Annotated in this window: 20 protein-coding genes; 4 read left to right on the plus strand and 16 right to left on the minus strand. The window is 34.5% G+C overall.

The annotated features are described in order from the left end of the window. Positions 1-1,050: 1,050 nt before the first annotated feature. The 7 genes from LG329_RS04675 to LG329_RS04705 form a co-directional block, all read right to left on the minus strand. The gene (locus LG329_RS04675) at positions 1,051-2,970 is read right to left on the minus strand and encodes a pLS20_p028 family conjugation system transmembrane protein (RefSeq protein ID WP_404453982.1); all 1,920 of its coding nucleotides are present in this window, start codon (positions 2,968-2,970) and stop codon (positions 1,051-1,053) included. Between the two features lie 13 nt (positions 2,971-2,983). Continuing rightward, a complete protein-coding gene (locus LG329_RS04680) occupies positions 2,984-3,418 on the minus strand; it encodes a hypothetical protein (RefSeq protein ID WP_404453985.1) in 435 nt (144 codons plus the stop codon). A gap of 27 nt (positions 3,419-3,445) precedes the next feature. Then, entirely contained in the window at positions 3,446-3,622 is a 177-nt protein-coding gene (locus LG329_RS04685; RefSeq protein ID WP_404453988.1) for a hypothetical protein, read from the minus strand. A 119-nt stretch (positions 3,623-3,741) separates the two neighbouring features. Further along, a complete protein-coding gene (locus tag LG329_RS04690; RefSeq protein WP_404453991.1) occupies positions 3,742-3,978 on the minus strand; it encodes a hypothetical protein in 237 nt (78 codons plus the stop codon). Between the two features lies 1 nt (position 3,979). After that, positions 3,980-4,759, minus strand: coding sequence for an ATP-binding protein (locus tag LG329_RS04695; protein WP_404453993.1), 780 nt, complete (start codon positions 4,757-4,759; stop codon positions 3,980-3,982). A 12-nt stretch (positions 4,760-4,771) separates the two neighbouring features. Continuing rightward, positions 4,772-5,491: a DnaD domain-containing protein gene (locus LG329_RS04700; protein WP_404453996.1), complete on the minus strand. Its 720-nt coding sequence runs from the start codon at positions 5,489-5,491 to the stop codon at positions 4,772-4,774. A 275-nt stretch (positions 5,492-5,766) separates the two neighbouring features. Further along, positions 5,767-6,018, minus strand: coding sequence for a helix-turn-helix transcriptional regulator (locus tag LG329_RS04705; protein WP_404453999.1), 252 nt, complete (start codon positions 6,016-6,018; stop codon positions 5,767-5,769). Positions 6,019-6,184: 166 nt separating this feature from the next. Between LG329_RS04705 and LG329_RS04710 the strand changes: the two genes are divergently transcribed. From LG329_RS04710 to LG329_RS04725, 4 genes are all read left to right on the plus strand, one after another. Next, entirely contained in the window at positions 6,185-6,577 is a 393-nt protein-coding gene (locus tag LG329_RS04710) for a helix-turn-helix domain-containing protein (protein ID WP_404454002.1), read from the plus strand. A gap of 102 nt (positions 6,578-6,679) precedes the next feature. After that, entirely contained in the window at positions 6,680-7,822 is a 1,143-nt protein-coding gene (locus LG329_RS04715; protein ID WP_404454004.1) for a tyrosine-type recombinase/integrase, read from the plus strand. Between the two features lie 495 nt (positions 7,823-8,317). Beyond that, complete coding sequence (locus LG329_RS04720) at positions 8,318-9,769, plus strand: DUF5677 domain-containing protein (protein WP_404454007.1); 1,452 nt, start codon at positions 8,318-8,320, stop codon at positions 9,767-9,769. Positions 9,770-10,042: 273 nt separating this feature from the next. Further along, positions 10,043-10,891, plus strand: a complete 849-nt coding sequence (locus LG329_RS04725; RefSeq protein WP_404454008.1) for a hypothetical protein — start codon at positions 10,043-10,045, stop codon at positions 10,889-10,891. 536 nt (positions 10,892-11,427) lie between these two features. On the opposite strand, the gene sufB is transcribed toward LG329_RS04725, so the two are convergent. From sufB to LG329_RS04770, 9 genes are all read right to left on the minus strand, one after another. Further along, the gene (sufB, locus tag LG329_RS04730) at positions 11,428-12,825 is read right to left on the minus strand and encodes a Fe-S cluster assembly protein SufB (RefSeq protein ID WP_404454010.1); all 1,398 of its coding nucleotides are present in this window, start codon (positions 12,823-12,825) and stop codon (positions 11,428-11,430) included. 196 nt (positions 12,826-13,021) lie between these two features. Then, positions 13,022-13,453, minus strand: a complete 432-nt coding sequence (sufU, locus tag LG329_RS04735) for a Fe-S cluster assembly sulfur transfer protein SufU (RefSeq protein WP_404454012.1) — start codon at positions 13,451-13,453, stop codon at positions 13,022-13,024. Next, positions 13,443-14,663, minus strand: a complete 1,221-nt coding sequence (locus tag LG329_RS04740) for a cysteine desulfurase (protein ID WP_404454014.1) — start codon at positions 14,661-14,663, stop codon at positions 13,443-13,445. The genes sufU and LG329_RS04740 overlap by 11 nt, the downstream gene beginning before the upstream one ends. Further along, positions 14,663-15,964 carry a Fe-S cluster assembly protein SufD gene (gene sufD, locus LG329_RS04745; protein ID WP_404454017.1) on the minus strand — a complete coding sequence of 434 codons (1,302 nt, stop codon included), beginning with the start codon at positions 15,962-15,964 and terminating at the stop codon, positions 14,663-14,665. The genes LG329_RS04740 and sufD overlap by 1 nt, the downstream gene beginning before the upstream one ends. A 17-nt stretch (positions 15,965-15,981) precedes the next feature. Further along, positions 15,982-16,767, minus strand: coding sequence for a Fe-S cluster assembly ATPase SufC (gene sufC, locus LG329_RS04750; RefSeq protein WP_404454019.1), 786 nt, complete (start codon positions 16,765-16,767; stop codon positions 15,982-15,984). 261 nt (positions 16,768-17,028) lie between these two features. Then, on the minus strand, positions 17,029-17,199 hold the full coding sequence (locus tag LG329_RS04755) for a hypothetical protein (RefSeq protein ID WP_404454022.1): 171 nt from the start codon (positions 17,197-17,199) through the stop codon (positions 17,029-17,031). Between the two features lie 199 nt (positions 17,200-17,398). Then, on the minus strand, positions 17,399-18,226 hold the full coding sequence (locus LG329_RS04760; RefSeq protein ID WP_404454025.1) for a MetQ/NlpA family ABC transporter substrate-binding protein: 828 nt from the start codon (positions 18,224-18,226) through the stop codon (positions 17,399-17,401). Positions 18,227-18,238: 12 nt separating this feature from the next. Next, positions 18,239-18,907 carry a methionine ABC transporter permease gene (locus LG329_RS04765; RefSeq protein ID WP_404454027.1) on the minus strand — a complete coding sequence of 223 codons (669 nt, stop codon included), beginning with the start codon at positions 18,905-18,907 and terminating at the stop codon, positions 18,239-18,241. Continuing rightward, the gene (locus LG329_RS04770; protein ID WP_404454030.1) at positions 18,897-19,928 is read right to left on the minus strand and encodes a methionine ABC transporter ATP-binding protein; all 1,032 of its coding nucleotides are present in this window, start codon (positions 19,926-19,928) and stop codon (positions 18,897-18,899) included. The genes LG329_RS04765 and LG329_RS04770 overlap by 11 nt, the downstream gene beginning before the upstream one ends. Between the last annotated feature and the right edge of the window lie 61 nt (positions 19,929-19,989).

Below are 19,989 nucleotides of genomic sequence, written 5' to 3' on the forward strand. Positions count from 1 at the left end.
TTTTTGTATGACTTTACACTTATAGTATACCTTATTTTCTAAAAAAGAAAACCTCAAACCGCAGTTAGTTTAAAATAATGTTTGATTTTCCATTTGTGTTATTCAATTAAAGCGCCCTATAAAAGAAAAAAATGACAAATCACTTTTAATTGAACATAACCAAAAACAGCTAACCCGTTCATACTATTACTAAATTTTATATCTACTATTTCAATATCACTCACATCACTTTTCATCTTTTGTTTGTATTCATATAGTGCTCCCTTTTATTTTTAATCTGAAACTTGAGGTGGTTTATTTCAGAACCACCCAGATTCTAAAAATGTTAAGCTACCATCATTTACTATTCGATATCCTTCAGTAAGTAATTTATAATTTTGTATTCTCTTCCAATTTTTCACCCATTATTTTAATCACTTCTGTATTTTTATCCAATGTAATTTATAATTCACGCTCTCAATCATTTTTTTAGGTTTAACTTTTTTGCTTGTTCATCTTTTGTAACTTGCGGTTTAATATCCCTTAGTAAAATGTCCATCCAATCTCCACCTTTTTTTTATTTTATAATGCATTTATTTTCGGCATTTTGTATTAGATAGTGAGAAAGAAAGTGCATAAGAAGTGTGCTCCTTTTCTTTTTCTGAAACAAAAGTTATCCCGAGTGATTTTTAGAAAGAGCATAAGGAAAACATGTTCCCACTTTACGTGTGATACTAGGCAGGGCCTAGTGTTTGATTGGGTACACGATTTTTCGACTTGTGTCAGTTTTGCGCATAGGTAAATAGTCACTATGTGCCAGTTTTGTGCATAGGTTTATTTACCTATTTATTGATTATAAACATAAAAAAATGACACTATTTAGGTGCCATTTTTAATTTTAACTCGGTTTATTTTTGCAAAAGAAAAGTTCGTTTTCTCTTACTTATTTTTATTTTGTAACTCTTTTTTTTGCAGTTGATCTATTTCATATTTAGTGTTTTCACTGTTATTTTTATCTCTTTTTTATTATCTTTCTTCTCATTTTTTGTTGATGACTTTTTCTAAAATCTGTTATTTTTTATCTACCTCTAAACTTTTTTCCGACTGTTTTTTAATAGACTCGGCAGTATTCTTACCGATTTGATAACTATTTCTTGATTGTTTAACGGTTTTATTTTGATTGAAACGATCACTTACAACCTGACCTACATGTCTATTTTCTGTTTGTGTTTGATTTGTTTCTTGTTTCGATTGTGGTGTTGATTCACTTGGTACTGCCCCCCCACCAGTCGATACACTTCCTGTACTTGGTTGTGATGGTTCGCTTGGTGCTGAACCTCCACCTGTTGGTATACTTCCTACGCTTGCTTGTTGTGAACCACCACTTGATGTAAGATTTCCACCAGTTGATTGTTCCATTTCGTCATGTAATCCACTTATACTTTCAGATGAACCATTTGGTGCTGCCTGATTATTTTTTTCTTGTATTTCATTTTCAAATGAAGGTGTATTTTCCTTTGATGATGAACCTTGATTAGAACTTTCTTCTCCTCTTTCGTACCCTTGTTGTTCCATTTCATCATGTAATCCACTTATTTCAAAATTGGACTCTCCTTGATTTGATTCTTGATCCATATCATTTTCTAACGAACTTGCGGTTTCCTCTTGTGCTTGACTTGAACTGTCACCACCTTCTCTACTTTGGTTCTTTTGCCCTTCACCGTTTTCACCTTTACCTTCTTTGTCTTTTCCTTCGTTTGATTGACTGCTTCCAGAAGAACCTTTTCCCCCACTAGCCAAACCTGCTACGAAACCACCTGCACTTGCAGTTTTTCCACCTGCTGATATTAGATGGTTACCACCTACCCTTGCACCCTTACCTAAACCTTTTACACCTGCATAAGCACCTGCAATTGATTTCATGCCACCACTCATACCTGCATCTATTCCAAATAATCGTTCTACAATGTTTGGACCATCTATAACCGCCATCGCAAAACCAAGCATGGCAATTATATATACTAACCCGCCCGTTTCTTCTTCAAGCCAGTCTGTACCAATTAAATACACTTTCATTGATAGAAAAATCATTATCGTAGTAACAAAAATATTAACGATATTTTGAATGACTTGTTTCATTTTTTGACCGCTATGCATATCTAATGGTGCGATAATACCCGCTATTAAATAATTAAAGGTTAGTTCAAAAAATAACTTTGTTAATTTAACAGATGTTGTTATTAGCACAAATGCCATAATGCCAAGTGTTAAAGCCATGTTCCAAAAGTTCCACGACCAACGATAATAATATTCATCAAACGAAAACCAACCACCATCGAGTTCTTTTAATGTAGGTTTGCCTGTGTACATTATCTTATTACTCAATACATCTTGACCGACATTTGAAAGGGAGTCTCCGTTTGCAAATTCAAAATCATCGTCAATCGTTGCCGTAATATTAATATCCCTTACATGTTCTTGAGAAATATTATTTGAGACATCAAGGTTCGCTTTTTTCCAACCACTTTTGTCTAACAGTGCTACATCAGTTATGTTTTCTTTGATAACTGATGTAGCAATTGATTCTGTCCCATTCATGTTAATTACATTGATAGCGTCGTCTGTAAACTTGTTTACTTTATCTAATCCTGTGCCTAAAATCACAAGTATTGCCAATGCCATAAAAACATTAATAACAATACCTTCACGATTAAATTTCTTTTGAAATAATACTAAAAAACCTATATAGAGAATGTTAAAAGCAAATAACGTAATTAAAATAGGTTGAATCGTATCGACAAATTCAGTGATCTTTGTACTGCTATAAAAACCTTTTAAACCTAATACACTATTAATTACGTTTTCTAAACTATTGACTAACCAAGCCATTCCTTTAATAAATATCCAACCAATTTCACGCAGCAAAAACATGATTGGATTCGTAATATCAAGATGTCCAGCAAATTTTTCAAGGATTTCAACCGTATTCATTGTACACCTCTTTCTAATTATCGTTATTTTTGACTTTTTGAATTAGAGTGCTAACTTTCTGTGCTACCTTATCCTTTTTTTCAATACGAGATAGTTCTATATCCGACTTTTTAGTACCATCCTGATAAAATCCAAATGCTTGTGAATCTAGATCAATTTCAATGTATTTTCTATGTTTTTGTTGATCGAAAACATAAAAGTTAATTTCCTTTTTTTCCGCAATACGTTTAATTTCATTCATAATCATTTTGTCATCCTCATTGTCTGATTCTAGCGCTGACTTTACGTAAATGAATCCACCCTTTTCAGTCACAAAGTCTTGAACCTCAGATGGCTTCAATTCGATAATCATTCCTTCTCCATTAAGACTGTTGTCACTTCCGCATGCTACCAAAAGCATTACTAGAAAAAAACAAACACAACTGCTTACTAACCTTTTAAGAGGCATAGAAATAACTCCTTTTTCTAAAAATATTTATTGTATAAGAAAGCCTTGTACCCTTTCTTGTGATGGTAAAATAAGATCAAAGTAAATCATACCAGTATTGCTGACGTACTTTTCTTGTATAAAACCTTTACCTTCAGGATCTTCCCGTTTTTGAATATAATTGTTTAAACGCTTTTCTTCTGTTTGATTTAAAGCTCTTTCCATACGACACATCTCCTTCTGAAATAATCCTAGTCCTTTAACCAAGCTACAATGCTTTTTATTCTTTACAAACCATATATTAATCTAAATCCTCTTCAATGGCCTTAAAAGATTGTCTATATTCAATCAACTATGCTATAATCAAATTTCTTCGGGGCAGGAAAACAGTCTGAGATATTAGGCGTATCGTTTTCTTCTGTTTTCCTGCTTTTTAAATACTCTGTCGTATGCTCAACAGTTGGCGCAGTTTTATATCCATCTGAATTTTTATGTTTAATCCAGTCCTCCCACCTTAGGTTCGATTCCGTTTGACTGTCATTTTGGTGAAATACCATCACGCTTTTCATTCCTTGCCACATCTTAAAATTCCCTCCTCCTATAATCTGTACCATTCATAACAACAACTTCTGTATTTTCCATCATTCTAGAGAAATTCCGTTCATTCACTCGTTTTTTTAGTTCAGTACTATTTAAATTTGTGGTATAAATCGTTGCTTTCCCAGTACGGTCATCAAAAATCTCAAACAATTTTGAAGTAGACCATTCAGTTTGTTGTTCTGATCCAATATCATCAATTACTAATAAATCTACCTGACGGATAAAATCTAATAATTCATCCTCCGTTACTCCTTCCTTGTTATATGTTCGCTTAATTTTAGTTAGCAGTTTTGGAAGCGATACGAACAAGCAATGATACCCTAATTCCATTAACTCTTTAGTAATAGAGATAGAAAGATGACTTTTTCCAGTTCCATAGTTTCCAGTAAGTAATAGATTGTGTTTCCCATCAAATGCATCTATATATGCTGACACCATCTTTTTTGCTTTTTTTAACTCAATACTGGTTGGTTTATAGTTCTCTATTGTTGCACTCTTTAATGAATCATTTATTAATGAATAGTAATTAAAACTATTAATCAATTTATCTTGTTTTAATTGCATATGAGATCGTTTTGTTTGCTCTGCTAGTTTAATATCCTCACATTTGCACCCAAAATCGACTATTGTCTTTTCCCCTTTAAATGGTCCGATTGGTATAACTAGCTCTTTCCGTTCCACCTCTTGGTGACAACTTTGACAAATATAGGTCTTAATCAATCCTTGCTTCGGATTGCCTACCTTTTTATTTATATTCCGCATAATCTTCACTCCTTAAAATCCATAATTATAGCCATCATGATTCAATTTTGTTTGTTTATGAGACTTTTGATTGCTAATTCGGTGCTGCTTCCGAAAATCTACTTCTTCAGATTCAGCCTGTTCAATAGTAGTAATGTTATTTTTGTGCCATGATTTTAATATTCTTTCCGTATAACCCCATGATTTTTTATTTCGCTTAATTGAACGTTTCATTGCTTCAATAACCAGATCACTTCCCAAACTGTCTGTCCATTTGAAAATAGATTCTTTCTCATATGGACTAGCAATACCATAGTTTATTTCATAAAACTTAATTGCCTTGTTAGTAGTAGAAATATAGTTACTATCATTCTTAGTTAGTTCATTCTTAGTAGGGGGGACATTTTGTACATTTAGTTTTTGTACATCTACATTTTCTACATGTGCAGAACCGCAAAGTAGAGGATTTTCATATACAATAGTCTCCCAATAAGCAATTCTTTGTCCTTCTCGAACGGGTCTCCGTTTCGTATATCCGTACTTTTCCAATTCTTTAAATCCTGAGCGAAATGCCCTTTCACCATCTGTTGAATGTTTTATTAATTCACTAATATAAAAAGTCCAGTCATCGGGTTTCGACAACATAAAAGCTAAAATGCCCTTTGCCTTCCATGACAAATTCTTATCGTTTAAACCCGTTTTATCCATAACTACAAAATTATTATTTTTGCTTATCCTGAATATACTTTTCATTCCAGCATCCTCCTACTCAATTCCTCCTACTATTCAACCATTCCCCTAGGAACCTCTTAGCTTCTTCTGCTGGGAAATACCACTTGCCACCAACCTTTATTTTGGGAAAACCATCATCGTAAAAGAATGTGTTTTGGATTGTGTTCCAACACATGCAAGTACGCCTTTTAAGCTCGTTGGAATCCCAATACACCAATTCCTTCTCTATTTCCTCTAATTTATTTCTTATCTCTTTTTCATAAATTTGCCGAATTTGATTTTCATCAACATGTACTTCAATTATTTATACTCCTCCTAACACTTTTGATAACTTTTTTATCATTAATATGCAAAAAAATATCAGGAAAAAGCTTCTTAATATCTACATTAAAGAAATATTCATATTTCAACATAGTATCTCTTCCAGGCTTTACAACTCCCTTCTCTATTTTCCTCACATAAACTTCTGATATTCCAATTATTTCAGCTAATTCCTTTTGGGTTATACTATATTTTTTTCTAATTGCAAAAAGATGTTTGCGATACAAATGTACCCTCCTTTCTGATAACTTTTTTATCAACGGTATAGTTACATAATAAATGATAAATATTTTATCGTCAATGCCTATTTGATAAATAATTTTTCAAAAATGATTTCAAAAACGGTAATCTTTTTATCATAAGTCAGTTATAATAATACATAGAGGTGATACCATGAATGATAAAAATGGTGTATTAGGAAAAAGATTAAAATTGCATAGGGCAAAATACAATAAGAGTCAGGAAGAAGTTTCAAAAGCAATTGATGTTTCCAGAGCTCGTTACTCTCATTATGAGAACAACCATGTTGAACCTGATATAGAGGTGATAAAAAAACTCGCTGATTATTACAACGTGTCTAGCGATTATTTATTAGGTATAACAAATAGTGTGAAAGGTAATAACAACGAATCTAAAACAAATTTTACAGTGCTGCATAACGATATTGACAATACTGATCAGGATACCAAAATGATTGAAATGTACTTACAATTAATGACTCCTGAGCAACGAAGAAAAGCCCGTATATTAATTCAAACGGCTTTTGACGATCTATTAAAATCGTAATGAATTTAATTTTGTAATTAAAAACTTTCTACAATTTAACATTGAAAAGGTATTGTAATTGTATTTCATAGTATTTGATGATTGTTTTATGGGGGTATCTGTTTGGCTACATTTAGAAAATTAAAAAGTGGTAAATGGCAATCTAGAGTTTACATTGATGGTGAAAGAAAAAGTATTGGGGCATTCAATACAAAAAAAGAAGCAGAAATTAGAGCAAATGAAGTTGAAAATAAAGTTTACTATAACAAAACAATTGTAGACAGAAAAATCCCATTTAAGACAGTAATAGATGATTGGTTTTCTCAAAAAAAGAGAACCGTTAAGGATTCAACATTTGAACAATTAGAAGTAATCAAACGGTTGCATATTGAGCCCTATTTCGGAAGAAGAAGGCTTTTTAATATAAATAGAAATGATGTAATTGAATGGATGGAATCATATGAAGGAAATAAAAAGTATTCTTATGGTACCCGTTTAAAACATCTTTCCACATTAAAAGATATATTTTATCATGCTATACATGAATTGGAACTATTAGATAAGAATCCTGCTGCGAGATTAAAAATTGCTAAGCCCGATGAATTTCGTAATCTTAGGAAAGATGTAAAATATTATAGCTTAGGCGAACTCAATACCCTGTTAAATTATTTAAAAGGATATGAATCACCTCGTTTTAAAGAATATAAAGTATATTACGCACTCATCTTTTTATTATCACGTACAGGTCTGAGAATAAGCGAAGTACTGGCATTAAGGTGGAGTGATCTCAATGGTCATCGTTTAGATATTAGTAAACAAACTGCTAGAAATGATAATAACGAATTAAGAATTGCATCTTTAAAAACGTTTAGTTCTTACCGCAACATTGAGATTGATGAAAATACTATCGAATTACTAGGATGGTTTAAAAAGATTCAAAATGATTGCATCTCTAAGTATGATAAATTTAAAAGAAATAAAGATGTTATCATTTTTCAAACATACAATGGAAACTATATGACACCTTCAACCGTTAGAGACACACTTGCAGGTCATTGTCTAAACGCAGGTATTGAATATAAAGGAACACACACTTTCAGACACACACATGCAGTTCTCTCACTTGAAGCTGGTACTGATCTACTATATTTATCTAAGCGCTTAGGACATGGCTCAATCAAAACAACAGCAGATACATATCTCGATATAACACCACAATTTGAATCACAGGAACTTGAAAAAATATCGAATTACTTAAATAACTAAAAACAAATATAATTAAAACTTTGATTATATAAGTAAATCAGACAGTACTCCTTTTATTACAAACCCAAAATTGATACAGAAAACATTGAAACCACTTATAAATCAATTGAAAACATAATAACAATTGCGACTGAATCAGTAAGATCTATCGAAGAAAAATTTACTCCCAGAACAAATCAGAAAACATTTTATCGAAAAATATAAATTTATCAAATAAAGTTAGGTGTGATTACAGCCATGAAATGTACCATCCGTGACATATTTTTTACCACTTCATTCCTTCTATATGACAAAGTTAAAAAGATATAGTTTTTGGAATCAAAAATGTATACTTGTTGTGCAAATTCGACTGATTTTCAATAAGAGCAGTCATCCACAAAAGGGCATTGTGTGGAATAAAGAATGTATAACTGGTGGGAATTTAACTGCCAATTGTTTAAGTTCTCATCCATTTATTGTTTGATTATTGTTACTATATTTCAAGGAGGAAAAGTAATGGGTAGAAAAAGCAGAGAAAAAAAAGAACGAAAGCATACAACTATTGCTCAACACAAACGAAAGGGAAAGACACTATCTTCTCCATTTTCACAATTAGAAAACATGAAGAAACTTTCATGGAAAGATGACAGGTTGCCAAGTTTTTTATGGATTGGATTGATTATTAATTTAAATGACAGATTAACAGGCATAAATAATATACACAAAATATGTAAATACTTTTACGATAAACCTGAAGAATTACGCCCTGAAGAATTAGCAATTGAATCTATCAGTAATATGTCAGACAAACAAATCGATGAATTCTATGACTTTTTATTTAATGAATTATTTTTAACAGAAGAAATTAAACCTCTTCTTTTATTTGAATCCTTTCCCAAGAAACACTTATTGGAAAAGTTTATTAGCATTGATAGTGATAATATAAAAAATGAATTTTATAAATTATATAGCAGCGTAGCGAATATGTTAGATCAGCAATCGCAATTAGCAACGGACTGCCGATGGGCTAGAATTTTCTATCTTATGGCTAACGGGAAATTACAAATGGGGCAGTTTGCTGAGGAAATATTTTATTATCCGCAAAAAAGTGATATGAAAATGGTACGCCCCGCAATTCGTTCATGTGAAAACGCGATGAGCGTCATGTCAGAACCAAGTCACTGGGTACAACAATTTTGGGATGAAGCTTTAAATATCTCTCCGTGTTGGGATTTAAATGTAGTTACAGAAGAAGAACCGAAGTTAGCAGCGTTAATCGTACAAAATATTGATGAAATTGAAATTGCAATTAGAGAACATTTTTATACATCAAGATCTACATCAGCAATCGATGCAAAACATGAAGCAAGCTTCGCTTTTGCTTTATATTGTATAGATATATTAAAGGAATTGACTTATTCACCCATACAAAATGGTATTACAGGTCGCTTAGGTTTAAGAACTATTGCCGAATGTTATATAACTCTAGCATATTTAGCAAAAAAGAATGATGAAGATTTATGGCTAAGTTATCGTGTTTATGGATCGGGTCAAGCTAAGTTAGCTTTCTTAAAAATTGATGAACTCGCTGCACAACCACAATTTGTATCGTTGGAAACTTTAGAGATGCTTGCAAATGAGGATCAATGGCAAGAGTATAGCGATATTAACTTGGGGCATTGGGAAAATTCTAACTTAAGAAAGATGAGTGAATTTGCTGATGTGAAAGATATTTATAATAGCTACTATGATTGGACTTCAGGGTTTGCCCATGGTCAGTGGTCATCTTTAAGGAATTCGGAATTTACAGTTTGCGGAAACCCCCTACATAGACTGCACAGAATTCCTTCCAAAAATAAAGAGCTTACAACGGTTACCTCAGATGCTGTTGATTTATGTAATAAAATAATCAATACATTAATCAGTTTATATCCTACAGAGAAAATTGCTTTACTTAAAACAGGTTAATACTGACTGTCTGTTGATAGAAATAATAATAAAACGATTGTTCCTGTATCGATGGAGCAGTTTAGCTGATGAGTGATATTTCCATCTGTGTTTAATAAGAATGTGCAATTGTGAAAAAGAATTGCGTCCTCTTTAGGGCGCAGTATAAGAATAAAGACATGTGTCAGGATCAGGGCCAATTTATGGAACAATTTATTGTGGAAGTAATGGTAATTAAAATAAATGTTTTTTCAAATATCGAACCAATAAAATGTAATAGGGGGTAAGAAATGAATGAAAAAGATTGAAAAACATCGTAAAGAAGTACAATCTTTAGATGAAATTTTAGGCTGTGGTTGGGCGTTAATCAAGTATCCAAATAGGGGGAATGGAGAAGTTATTTACTCTTGCAATGCTGGTCACATATTTGAAATGAAGCCCAAAGTATTTTTAAAATATAAAAGTTGTCCTATATGTGAAATTAAAAAGGAAGTAAAGCGTGACAATACTAAGTATAACTCATTTTTAAAACAAGCACAGGAATTTAATGATGGGAAATGTGAACTTACAGGGGACATAATAAACGTAGACGTGCATCATCTATATAGTATTCGTAAATTTGCCGAACTTAGTTATAATCCCAAAAATGCTATTTTATTAAATCGCGGACTTCATAAAGAGTATCATCGTAAGTATTCTCCATATAATACTCATTCTTACACGTTTTTAGCATGGTTACGTTGTTTACGTGATGAAACGAAACCAGAAGGTGTAACAACAGAAGCAATTAATAAATTAATCTCTAAAGTTGAGGGTGTCATGCAAGATTTAGAAATCAAGGTTGCACAAAAAAGGTTGATAACATCCCAAATACCCATCCTTACATCGTTTCAAAAATCAATTACTAACAAACAGGCGTTAAAAAATATGATGACAAAAGCAGATGGGTTGCTCGAAAACAAAAACACAAATCATGGAGAAACAATTGAATTAGCAAATGGTGATGTCATCATATTGCATGTATATTTTGAGCCTTATATTTTTTATAAGAATGATTTTGGTAATTGGTTAGAATACAATCCTATTTCAGGTAGTATATTAGAAAATGCTTACAATACAATTGTAAACAGACAGAGGGACTAAGATAGTGAGTAGATTCATTAGCGGTTGCTTTTATTCAATTATGTGCTTAATAGTTCTATAAACGATTTTCCATAAAAGGACGCTGTTATTGAATAGCGAAAGGCTAATTTCTCAGTAAAATACTGAAAAATTAGCCCCTTTTATCTTCCAGAGTCTTTAATGTTGTAAATCCGCCCTTCCATGACGTTACCCCATTGGTAAATCTTGTGAAAATCGCTAGTAAAAAACATGACAGAAGCGGTATATTTTTATGACCTTAATCAAAGTGCGAAAGAAATGCTAAAAAGATTAACGTTTAGTTCTTTTTGGTAAGCTTTTCTAATGCTCCACGCATACATAACTATTATCTATTAGGCTAATGGTATTTCTAAACGAGAAAATGTGACAAACTTAAATACAGCATATATAAAATTATAACACTTTAGTAATTATTATATTGATTCTTTTGATACCAAAGGGGCATAAATAGGGCACAAAATTATAAATCAAAAACAACCCCTTGCCACAAACATTGATGTGACAAGGGGTAATTACTTTTATCCAATTGAACCTTCCATTTCGAATTTGATAAGTCGGTTCATTTCAACTGCATATTCCATTGGAAGTTCTTTCGTGAATGGCTCGATGAAGCCCATTACGATCATTTCTGTTGCTTCCTGTTCGCTAATCCCTCTACTCATCAAGTAGAATAATTGCTCTTCAGAAACCTTCGAAACTTTTGCTTCGTGCTCTAATGAAATATTTTCGTTATTTACTTCGTTATATGGAATTGTATCTGATGTTGATTCATTATCCATGATTAACGTGTCACATTCAATATTAGAACGTGCACCTTCTGCTTTGCGTCCAAAATGAACAATTCCGCGATACGTTACTTTACCACCTTGTTTTGAAATTGATTTCGAAACAATGGTTGATGAAGTGTTTGGTGCTAAGTGGTGCATTTTAGCTCCAGCATCCTGGTGTTGTCCACGGCCAGCGATAGCAATCGATAATGTCATACCACGAGCGCCTTCACCTTTTAAGATGACTGCTGGGTATTTCATTGTCAATTTAGATCCAATGTTACCATCGACCCATTCCATCGTTGCGTTTGCATCACATGTCGCACGCTTCGTTACTAGGTTATACACATTGTTTGCCCAGTTTTGAATCGTTGTATAGCGGCAATAGGCATCTTTTTTAACAAAGATTTCAACAACTGCACTATGCAGAGAATTCGTTGTATAAACTGGTGCTGTACAACCTTCGACATAGTGAACCGATGCACCTTCGTCAACAATGATAAGTGTACGTTCGAATTGTCCCATATTTTCCGAGTTAATACGGAAATATGCTTGTAATGGTGTTGTTGTTTGCACACCTTTTGGAACATAAATGAACGATCCACCTGACCACACTGCTGAATTTAGTGCAGAAAACTTATTGTCAGAAGCAGGAATAACTTTCCCGAAGTATTCTTTAAATAAGTCTTCATTCTCTTTTAACGCAGTATCTGTATCTTTAAAGACAATTCCTAAGTCAGATAGGTCTTCTTTTAAGCTATGGTACACAACTTCAGATTCATATTGTGCTGAAACCCCAGCCAAATATTTTTGTTCTGCTTCAGGAATTCCTAGCTTATCAAAAGTTTGTTTAATTTCTTCAGGTACTTCATCCCATGTTTTCCCTTGACGTTCTGATGGCTTAACATAGTAAATAATTTCATCAAAGTTCAACTCAGAAAGATCTCCGCCCCACTGTGGCATAGGCATTTTGTAGAATTGATCCAATGCCTTCAAACGATAGTCAAGCATCCACTGAGGTTCGTCCTTAATTTTTGAAATTTCTTTTACTACGTTTGGCGTTAACCCTTTTTCTGTACGAAAAATTGAAACGTCTTTATCATGAAATCCATATTTATACTCTTCGATTTCAGGCGCTTTTTTCGCCATGTAAAAAACCTCCTTTAGGTGTTTGAAACTCAAGCTACTCCATTTGGCTACGTCTAGCTACAGCGATCAGTTGCTAGTAGACTTCCTTCCCCGTATCTTCGATAAGTCAACATCGAAAGAATATCACTTTCGTGTTTCCTTATCTCGCACAGGTCAGTCCAGTCTATACGCACCTTAACAATCGCTTACGCTTTTGCTACTCATGAACACCTTTTTCCATTGCTTTCCAGGCTAGTGTTGCACATTTAATGCGGGCTGGAAATTTTGTCACGCCTTGCAGCGCTTCAATGTCCTCTAAATCAAATTCTTCTGTATCAACATCTTCACCCAGCATCATTTGTGAAAAGAGCTTAGACATCTTTAACGCTTGATCGATTTGTTTTCCTTTAACTGCCTGTGTCATCATGGATGCAGATGACATGCTGATGGAACATCCTTCACCTTCGAATTTTGCGTCTGTAACTATTCCATCGTCGATTTTGAGCTGGAGTTGTATACGATCCCCACATGTTGGGTTATTCATATCAACCGTCAATGCGTCACCTTCGACAAAGCCACGATTTCTTGGGTGTTTATAATGATCCATAATTACTTGTCTATATAGTGTATCGAGGTTATTAAAAGACATCACCAAAATACTCCTTTGTTTTAACAAGTCCTGAAACTAACTTGTCAATATCTTCTTCGGTGTTATATAAATAAAAGCTAGCACGTGCTGTTGCTGTTACTTCTAACCATCGCATTAAAGGTTGTGCGCAATGATGGCCAGCACGGACTGCTATACCTTCCGCATCTAGAGCCGTTGCCGTATCGTGTGGATGTACATCATCCAAGTTAAATGTTACAAGCCCTGCACGTTCTTCCGGACCGTAAATGGTGATCCCATTAATGGTACGCAATTTTTCAAGTGCATAATGAGCTAATTTATGTTCATGTTCGATGATGTTGTCCATTCCTACATCATTAAGGAAATCAATTGCAGCGCCTAAACCGATGGCACCTGCAATGATTGGCGTTCCACCTTCAAACTTCCAAGGCAACTCTTTCCATGTTGAGTCGTGTAAATGAACAAAATCAATCATTTCTCCACCAAATTCAACTGGCTCCATGTTTTCTAAAAGCTCTCGTTTACCATATAAAACACCAATACCTGTTGGTCCACCCATTTTATGAGCAGAAAATGCATAGAAGTCACAATCCAAATCAATTACGTCAACTGACATGTGTGGGGCACCTTGCGCACCGTCCACAAGCATTACTGCTCCATTTTGATGAGCAATTTCCGCAATTTCCTTTATCGGATTAATCGTTCCAAGTACATTGGAAACATGCATAACAGAAACTACCTTGGTATTACTAGTAATTGTATCACGTACAGCATCAAGTGCAATAGTACCATCTTTTTCAAGTGGTATATATTTTAATGTTGCACCAGTAGCTTTTGCAGCCTGTTGCCATGGAATGATATTACTATGATGCTCCATTGGTGTAATAACGATTTCGTCGCCTTCTTTTAAATTCTGGCGAGCATAACTGTATGCTACTGTATTAATTGATGTAGTAGTACCACGGGTGAAGATCACCTCTGCAGTACTGGATGCGTTGATGAAACGGCGAACCTTTTCGCGCGCTCCTTCATACTTTTCAGTGGCACGTGTACCAAGTGTGTGTACCCCGCGATGAACATTCGAGTTATCCTGACGATAATAAGTATCAATCGCCTCGATAACTGGCAATGGCTTTTGTGATGTTGCTGATGAGTCAAGGTAGACTAAAGGATGTCCATTTACTTCCTGATCAAGGATAGGAAACATTTGCCTTATGGCTTTTACATCCATTAGTAAACCTTCCTCTCAATTACTTGTGTCAACTGTTTCTTAACCGATTCAATTGGAAGCTGATTAACAACTGGCGCCAGGAAACCATGAATAATTAAGCGCTCAGCCTCTTGTTGTGTAATACCACGGCTCATCAAGTAGTATAATTGAATAGGGTCAACACGACCAACAGATGCAGCGTGCCCTGCTGTTACATCATCTTCATCAATTAATAGAATTGGATTAGCATCACCACGTGACTTATCACTTAACATTAAAACACGTGATTCTTGTTCAGCGTTCGATTTAGAAGCACCGTGTTCGATTTTACCAATTCCATTAAATATTGCAGTAGCTTTATCCTTCATCACACCATGTTGTAAAATATATCCTTCTGATTCTTTACCAAAGTGAACGATTTTTGCGGTAAAGTTTTGCGTTTGCTTACCACGACCAACTGTTACTGTTTTCGCATTTGACTCAGAATTATCACCAACTAAATGTGTAATATTTTCTGAAACGGTGTTCCCATCGTTCATTTGCCCTAGTGCCCAGTCAATCTTCGCATCGCGATAAGCAACTCCACGACGGTTAATATATGTCGTAGTACCTTCTGCAAAGTTATCGACTGCACCAAATGAGATTCTTGCATTATTGTGTGCAATAACCTCTGTAACAATATTTGCTACAGTTTCTTGCTCATGATTATTTGAAATGTAGTTTTCCACATAAGTTAATGAACTATTATCATCTGCTACAACTAACACGTGATTGAATAGTGCAACTTCAGGATCTTCCTGCCAGAAAATAGTTTGGATTGGTACATCTAATTCAACATTTTTTGGAACATATACAAATATGCCGCCATTCATTAATGCTGCATGTAACGCTGTTAAACGATGCTCATCAATAGATACTGCATCCTTCATGTAATAGCGTTTCACCACATCCTCATGCTCATTTAATGCAGTGAAAATATCAGTGAAAATAACACCTTTTTCCTTTAACTCTGCACTTAGTGATGCATATGCTACGGAATGATTCCGTTGTATTATAAGGTTTTCGTTACCTTTTTCAATAAAATCTTTAATTTCTTCAGGCAAATTTTCAAGTGATGAAAGCTTATCGCCTTGTGCTGAATGTTTAAAATTACTAAAATTCCATTTACCAATTTTCGTTTTATCAGGCTTTGGCATCTCAAGCGTATCAGCTTGTTCAAGAGCTTGAAGGCGTAATGAATTCATCCATTCTGGTTCGTTTCGATCACCTGAAAACTGATTGATATATTCTTTATCATATGGCAGCTTTGTTTCAACAGTCATACTACCCCTCCTAACTTCTACGCTTTTTGGCCTACAGTTTCGTCTTCAATACCTAATTCTTCTTTAATCCACTCATAACCTTCTGCTTCTAAACGCTTAGCAAGCTCAGGTCCACCTGATTTAACAACGCGTCCTTGCATCATTACATGAACATTGTCAGGTGTAATGTAGTTTAATAGGCGTTGGTAGTGTGTAATGATTAAGCAACCAAAGTTCTCACTGCGTAATTTATTAATTCCTTTTGATACTACCTTTAATGCATCAATATCTAATCCAGAGTCAATTTCATCTAAAATTGCAATTTCTGGTTTAATCATCATTAATTGAAGAATCTCATTACGTTTCTTCTCCCCACCGGAGAATCCTGTATTTAAATAACGTTGTGCCATGTTTTTATCGATTTCAAGGTAATCAAGTGCACTATCCATTTCTTTAATAAATTTCATTAATGAAATTTCGTCACCTTCTTCACGGCGTGCGTTTACAGATGAACGCAAGAAATCAGAAGTTGTTACACCACTAATTTCACTTGGGTATTGCATACCTAAGAAAAGCCCTGCACGTGCACGTTCATCTACTTCCATTTCAAGAACGTCTTCGCCATCTAACAGTACGCTTCCTTCTGTTACTTCATATTTAGGATGCCCCATAATTGCAGATGCAAGTGTCGATTTCCCTGTACCATTTGGTCCCATAACTGCGTGGAATTCGCCACCTTTTATCGTAAGGTTTACCCCTTTCAATATTTCACTACCTTCAATTGATACATGAAGATTTTTAATTTCTAGTGTTGATCCTGCCATATCGATACCTCCAATTACTCTCTTTATATACTATTTATCAAACGGAATGATTACATCCATTCTCAATTTATTCTCATTACAATCTTAAATCATTTCGAATTTATTATCAACTCTTTTCAACTATATACACCATGGATTCTAGGCTACAAACTTTAATGAAAAGAATAAAAAATCCGAGTATCTTCTATTATAGTATAAAAACAAGAAAAATGCTGATGATGTGAATCTCTTCACACCACCAACATCATGCATATAATCTATTTATTTGTGTAGTTGACTTTCAAGTTCAGCTGTCATGTGTTTACATTTTTCATATTCATGTTGTCGTCTTTTTTCGACTGCAATTTGATTTTCTAACTTTCGTCCATACTCTGCATACCCCATCTTGTGAGACTGATGCATCGCTTTCTCCATTTCTGGAGTGTAATTCATTCGTAAACCACTATAAATAGTGAATCATCCTTTCGACTTAATTACAATAATAAGATTATCACAATTATGTTCCCCGGACAAAACGCAAATAAACGTAGGATAACGAATTGAACTTAATATTTCCCCCGAAAATAAAGATAACTGACTTTTCTTATTTTTTTTAACTAATTCCTCTCATTTACTGTACATTACTCCGAATTTAGTTTTTTCCGTCAACAGGGACGACTGCACCTTCAAATTCCTCTAAGATAAAGTTTTGAATTTCCTCTGAGTGCAACACATCAACTAATGTATGCAATGCCTTATTATCTTTGTTATCTTTTTTAACCGCAATTACATTTACATATGGCGATTCTTCGCCTTCTAAAATAAGGGCATCCTCCAATGGATTCAATTCAGCTCCGATTGCGTAATTTGTATTAATCGCCACTAAAGCCTCTTCTTCAGATTTGTACATGTCAGGTAAAAATGCTGCGTCAATATCTGCTGAGAACTTTAAGTTTTTAGGATTTTTAACAATGTCATCAACCGTTGCTTCTACTTTATTAACTTCATCTGAAAGCTTAATTAACCCTTCTTTTTCCAACAAGGAAAGAACACGTCCATGATCGGCAACAGAACGACTCATGATTACTTCTGTACCTTCTGGTATATCCTTCACACTCTTAATTGTTTTTGAGTAAATTCCAATTGGTTCAATATGAATTCCACCGATATGCGTAAAGTCATAGCCTAATTCTTCTTTCTGATTTTGCAGATATGGAATGTGTTGGAAATAGTTTGCATCCAAATCACCGCTAGCTAAGTCTTGATTAGGCAATACATAATCCTGATACTCTTCAATATTTAGCGTAATGCCTTTTTCTTTAAGAATCGGTTTTGCCTCTTCTAAAATTTGAGCATGTGGCACACTTGATGCGCCTACAGTGATTTCTGAGTCACTGTCACTATTTTTTTCTTCATTTCCCCCACATGCCGCTAACGTCAATACAACTAAAACTGAAATAAATGCTAAAAATTTCTTCATAATACTCTCCCCTTATCTTTTATCTAATTTGTTGGAAATGAAGTCTCCAATGAACTGAAAAATAAATACAATAATAACAATCAATATGGTACAAACGAGTACAACATCAAAATCGTGTCGTTGAAACCCATAAAAGTAAGCATAATTTCCGAGTCCACCTGCACCAATGACACCTGCCATCGCTGTGTAACCAATTAAAGCAATTGCAGTTACTGTCAGGCCAGATATAAGTGCCGGCATGGATTCAGGTAACAGTACCCGAAAGATAATTGTTCGTGTTTTAGCCCCCATGGATTTCGCTGCTTCAATTACGCCCTTATCTACCTCCCTCAAAGCAATTTCAACTAGTCTTCCGTAAAATGGTGCTGCTCCAATAATTAACGCTGGCAACGCCGCGTTCGGACCACGTATCGTACCAATTAAAAACTCTGTAAACGGGAATAATAGTAAAATTAAAATGATAAACGGAATCGCTCTGAAAACATTTACTATCGTTGCTACAATAAGATTTAAAAATTTATTTTGCCAAATTCCATCTTTAGTTGTGAGATATAAAAGCAAGCCTAGTATAATTCCTATAATAAACGTCCCGATTAAGGCTAAAATCGTCATATAAAACGTTTCGTAAGTGGCAATCCAAAAATCCTGTACATCCAAATCCGGGAAAAAATTAGTTAACATCTCGGATCACCTCCACTTCTACCGAGGTGTCTTCTTTCACAAAACGTACAGCTTTATCTAAGTCTTCTTTTTTTCCAATCATTTGAACAAATATTGTTCCGTATGCGCCTCGCTGTGTTTGAGTGATTTTCCCCTGCAAAATATTAATGTCAATTTGGTGGTTCTTTGCCAAGTGACTAATTAACGCTTGATTAGTCGTTTCACCGATAAAATGAAGCCGAACAATTTTTCCTTGATCATAGCTTTGAATGAGCTGATTCACACTTTCATCTTCATCTTCTATACCCATGACCTGCTCTACGAATTTCTTTGTGACCCGTTGCTTTGGCCGTAAGAAAATATCCAGGACGTCTCCTTGTTCAACAATTTTTCCATTTTCCATAACAGCCACTTGATTACATATCTTTCGAATAACATGCATTTCGTGGGTAATCAAAATTATGGTTAATCCAAGCTTTTGGTTAATGTCCACTAATAAATCAAGTATGGAATTTGTTGTTTCCGGATCAAGTGCAGATGTTGCTTCATCACAAAGCAGTACCTTTGGATTGTTCGCAAGCGCCCTTGCAATTCCAACCCGCTGCTTCTGTCCACCACTTAGCTGAGAAGGATAAGCACTTTCCCTACCCGTTAGGCCAACTAAACCAATAAGTTCGGTGACTCGTTCATCACGTTCGCTTTTTGGTATCCCGGCAATTTCTAATGGGAAAGCGATGTTATCTCTCACTGTTCTGGACCAAAGAAGGTTAAAGTGCTGAAAAATCATACCTATCTCTTGTCTCGCCAATCGCAATTGCTTCGTGTTAAGAGAAGTTATTTCCTGTTCATCAATCACAATACGACCATCTGAAGGCTCCTCCAAACGATTTAGCAAACGAACAAATGTACTTTTACCAGCGCCACTATACCCAATGACACCATATATTTCTCCTTCTTTTATCGTTAGTGATAAATCATCAACCGCATTGATTGTCGATTTATTCGTTTTAAATTGCTTTCTTAAGCCTTCAATTGAAATCATGCAAAAACCTTCCTTCTATTAGAACTCTTGGCTTATCGCCAAGATTTAATGGCGAAAGCCT

The sequence above is a fragment of the Virgibacillus necropolis genome, from assembly GCF_044793635.1.
Lineage (GTDB): Bacteria > Bacillota > Bacilli > Bacillales > Amphibacillaceae > Virgibacillus_F > Virgibacillus_F necropolis_A.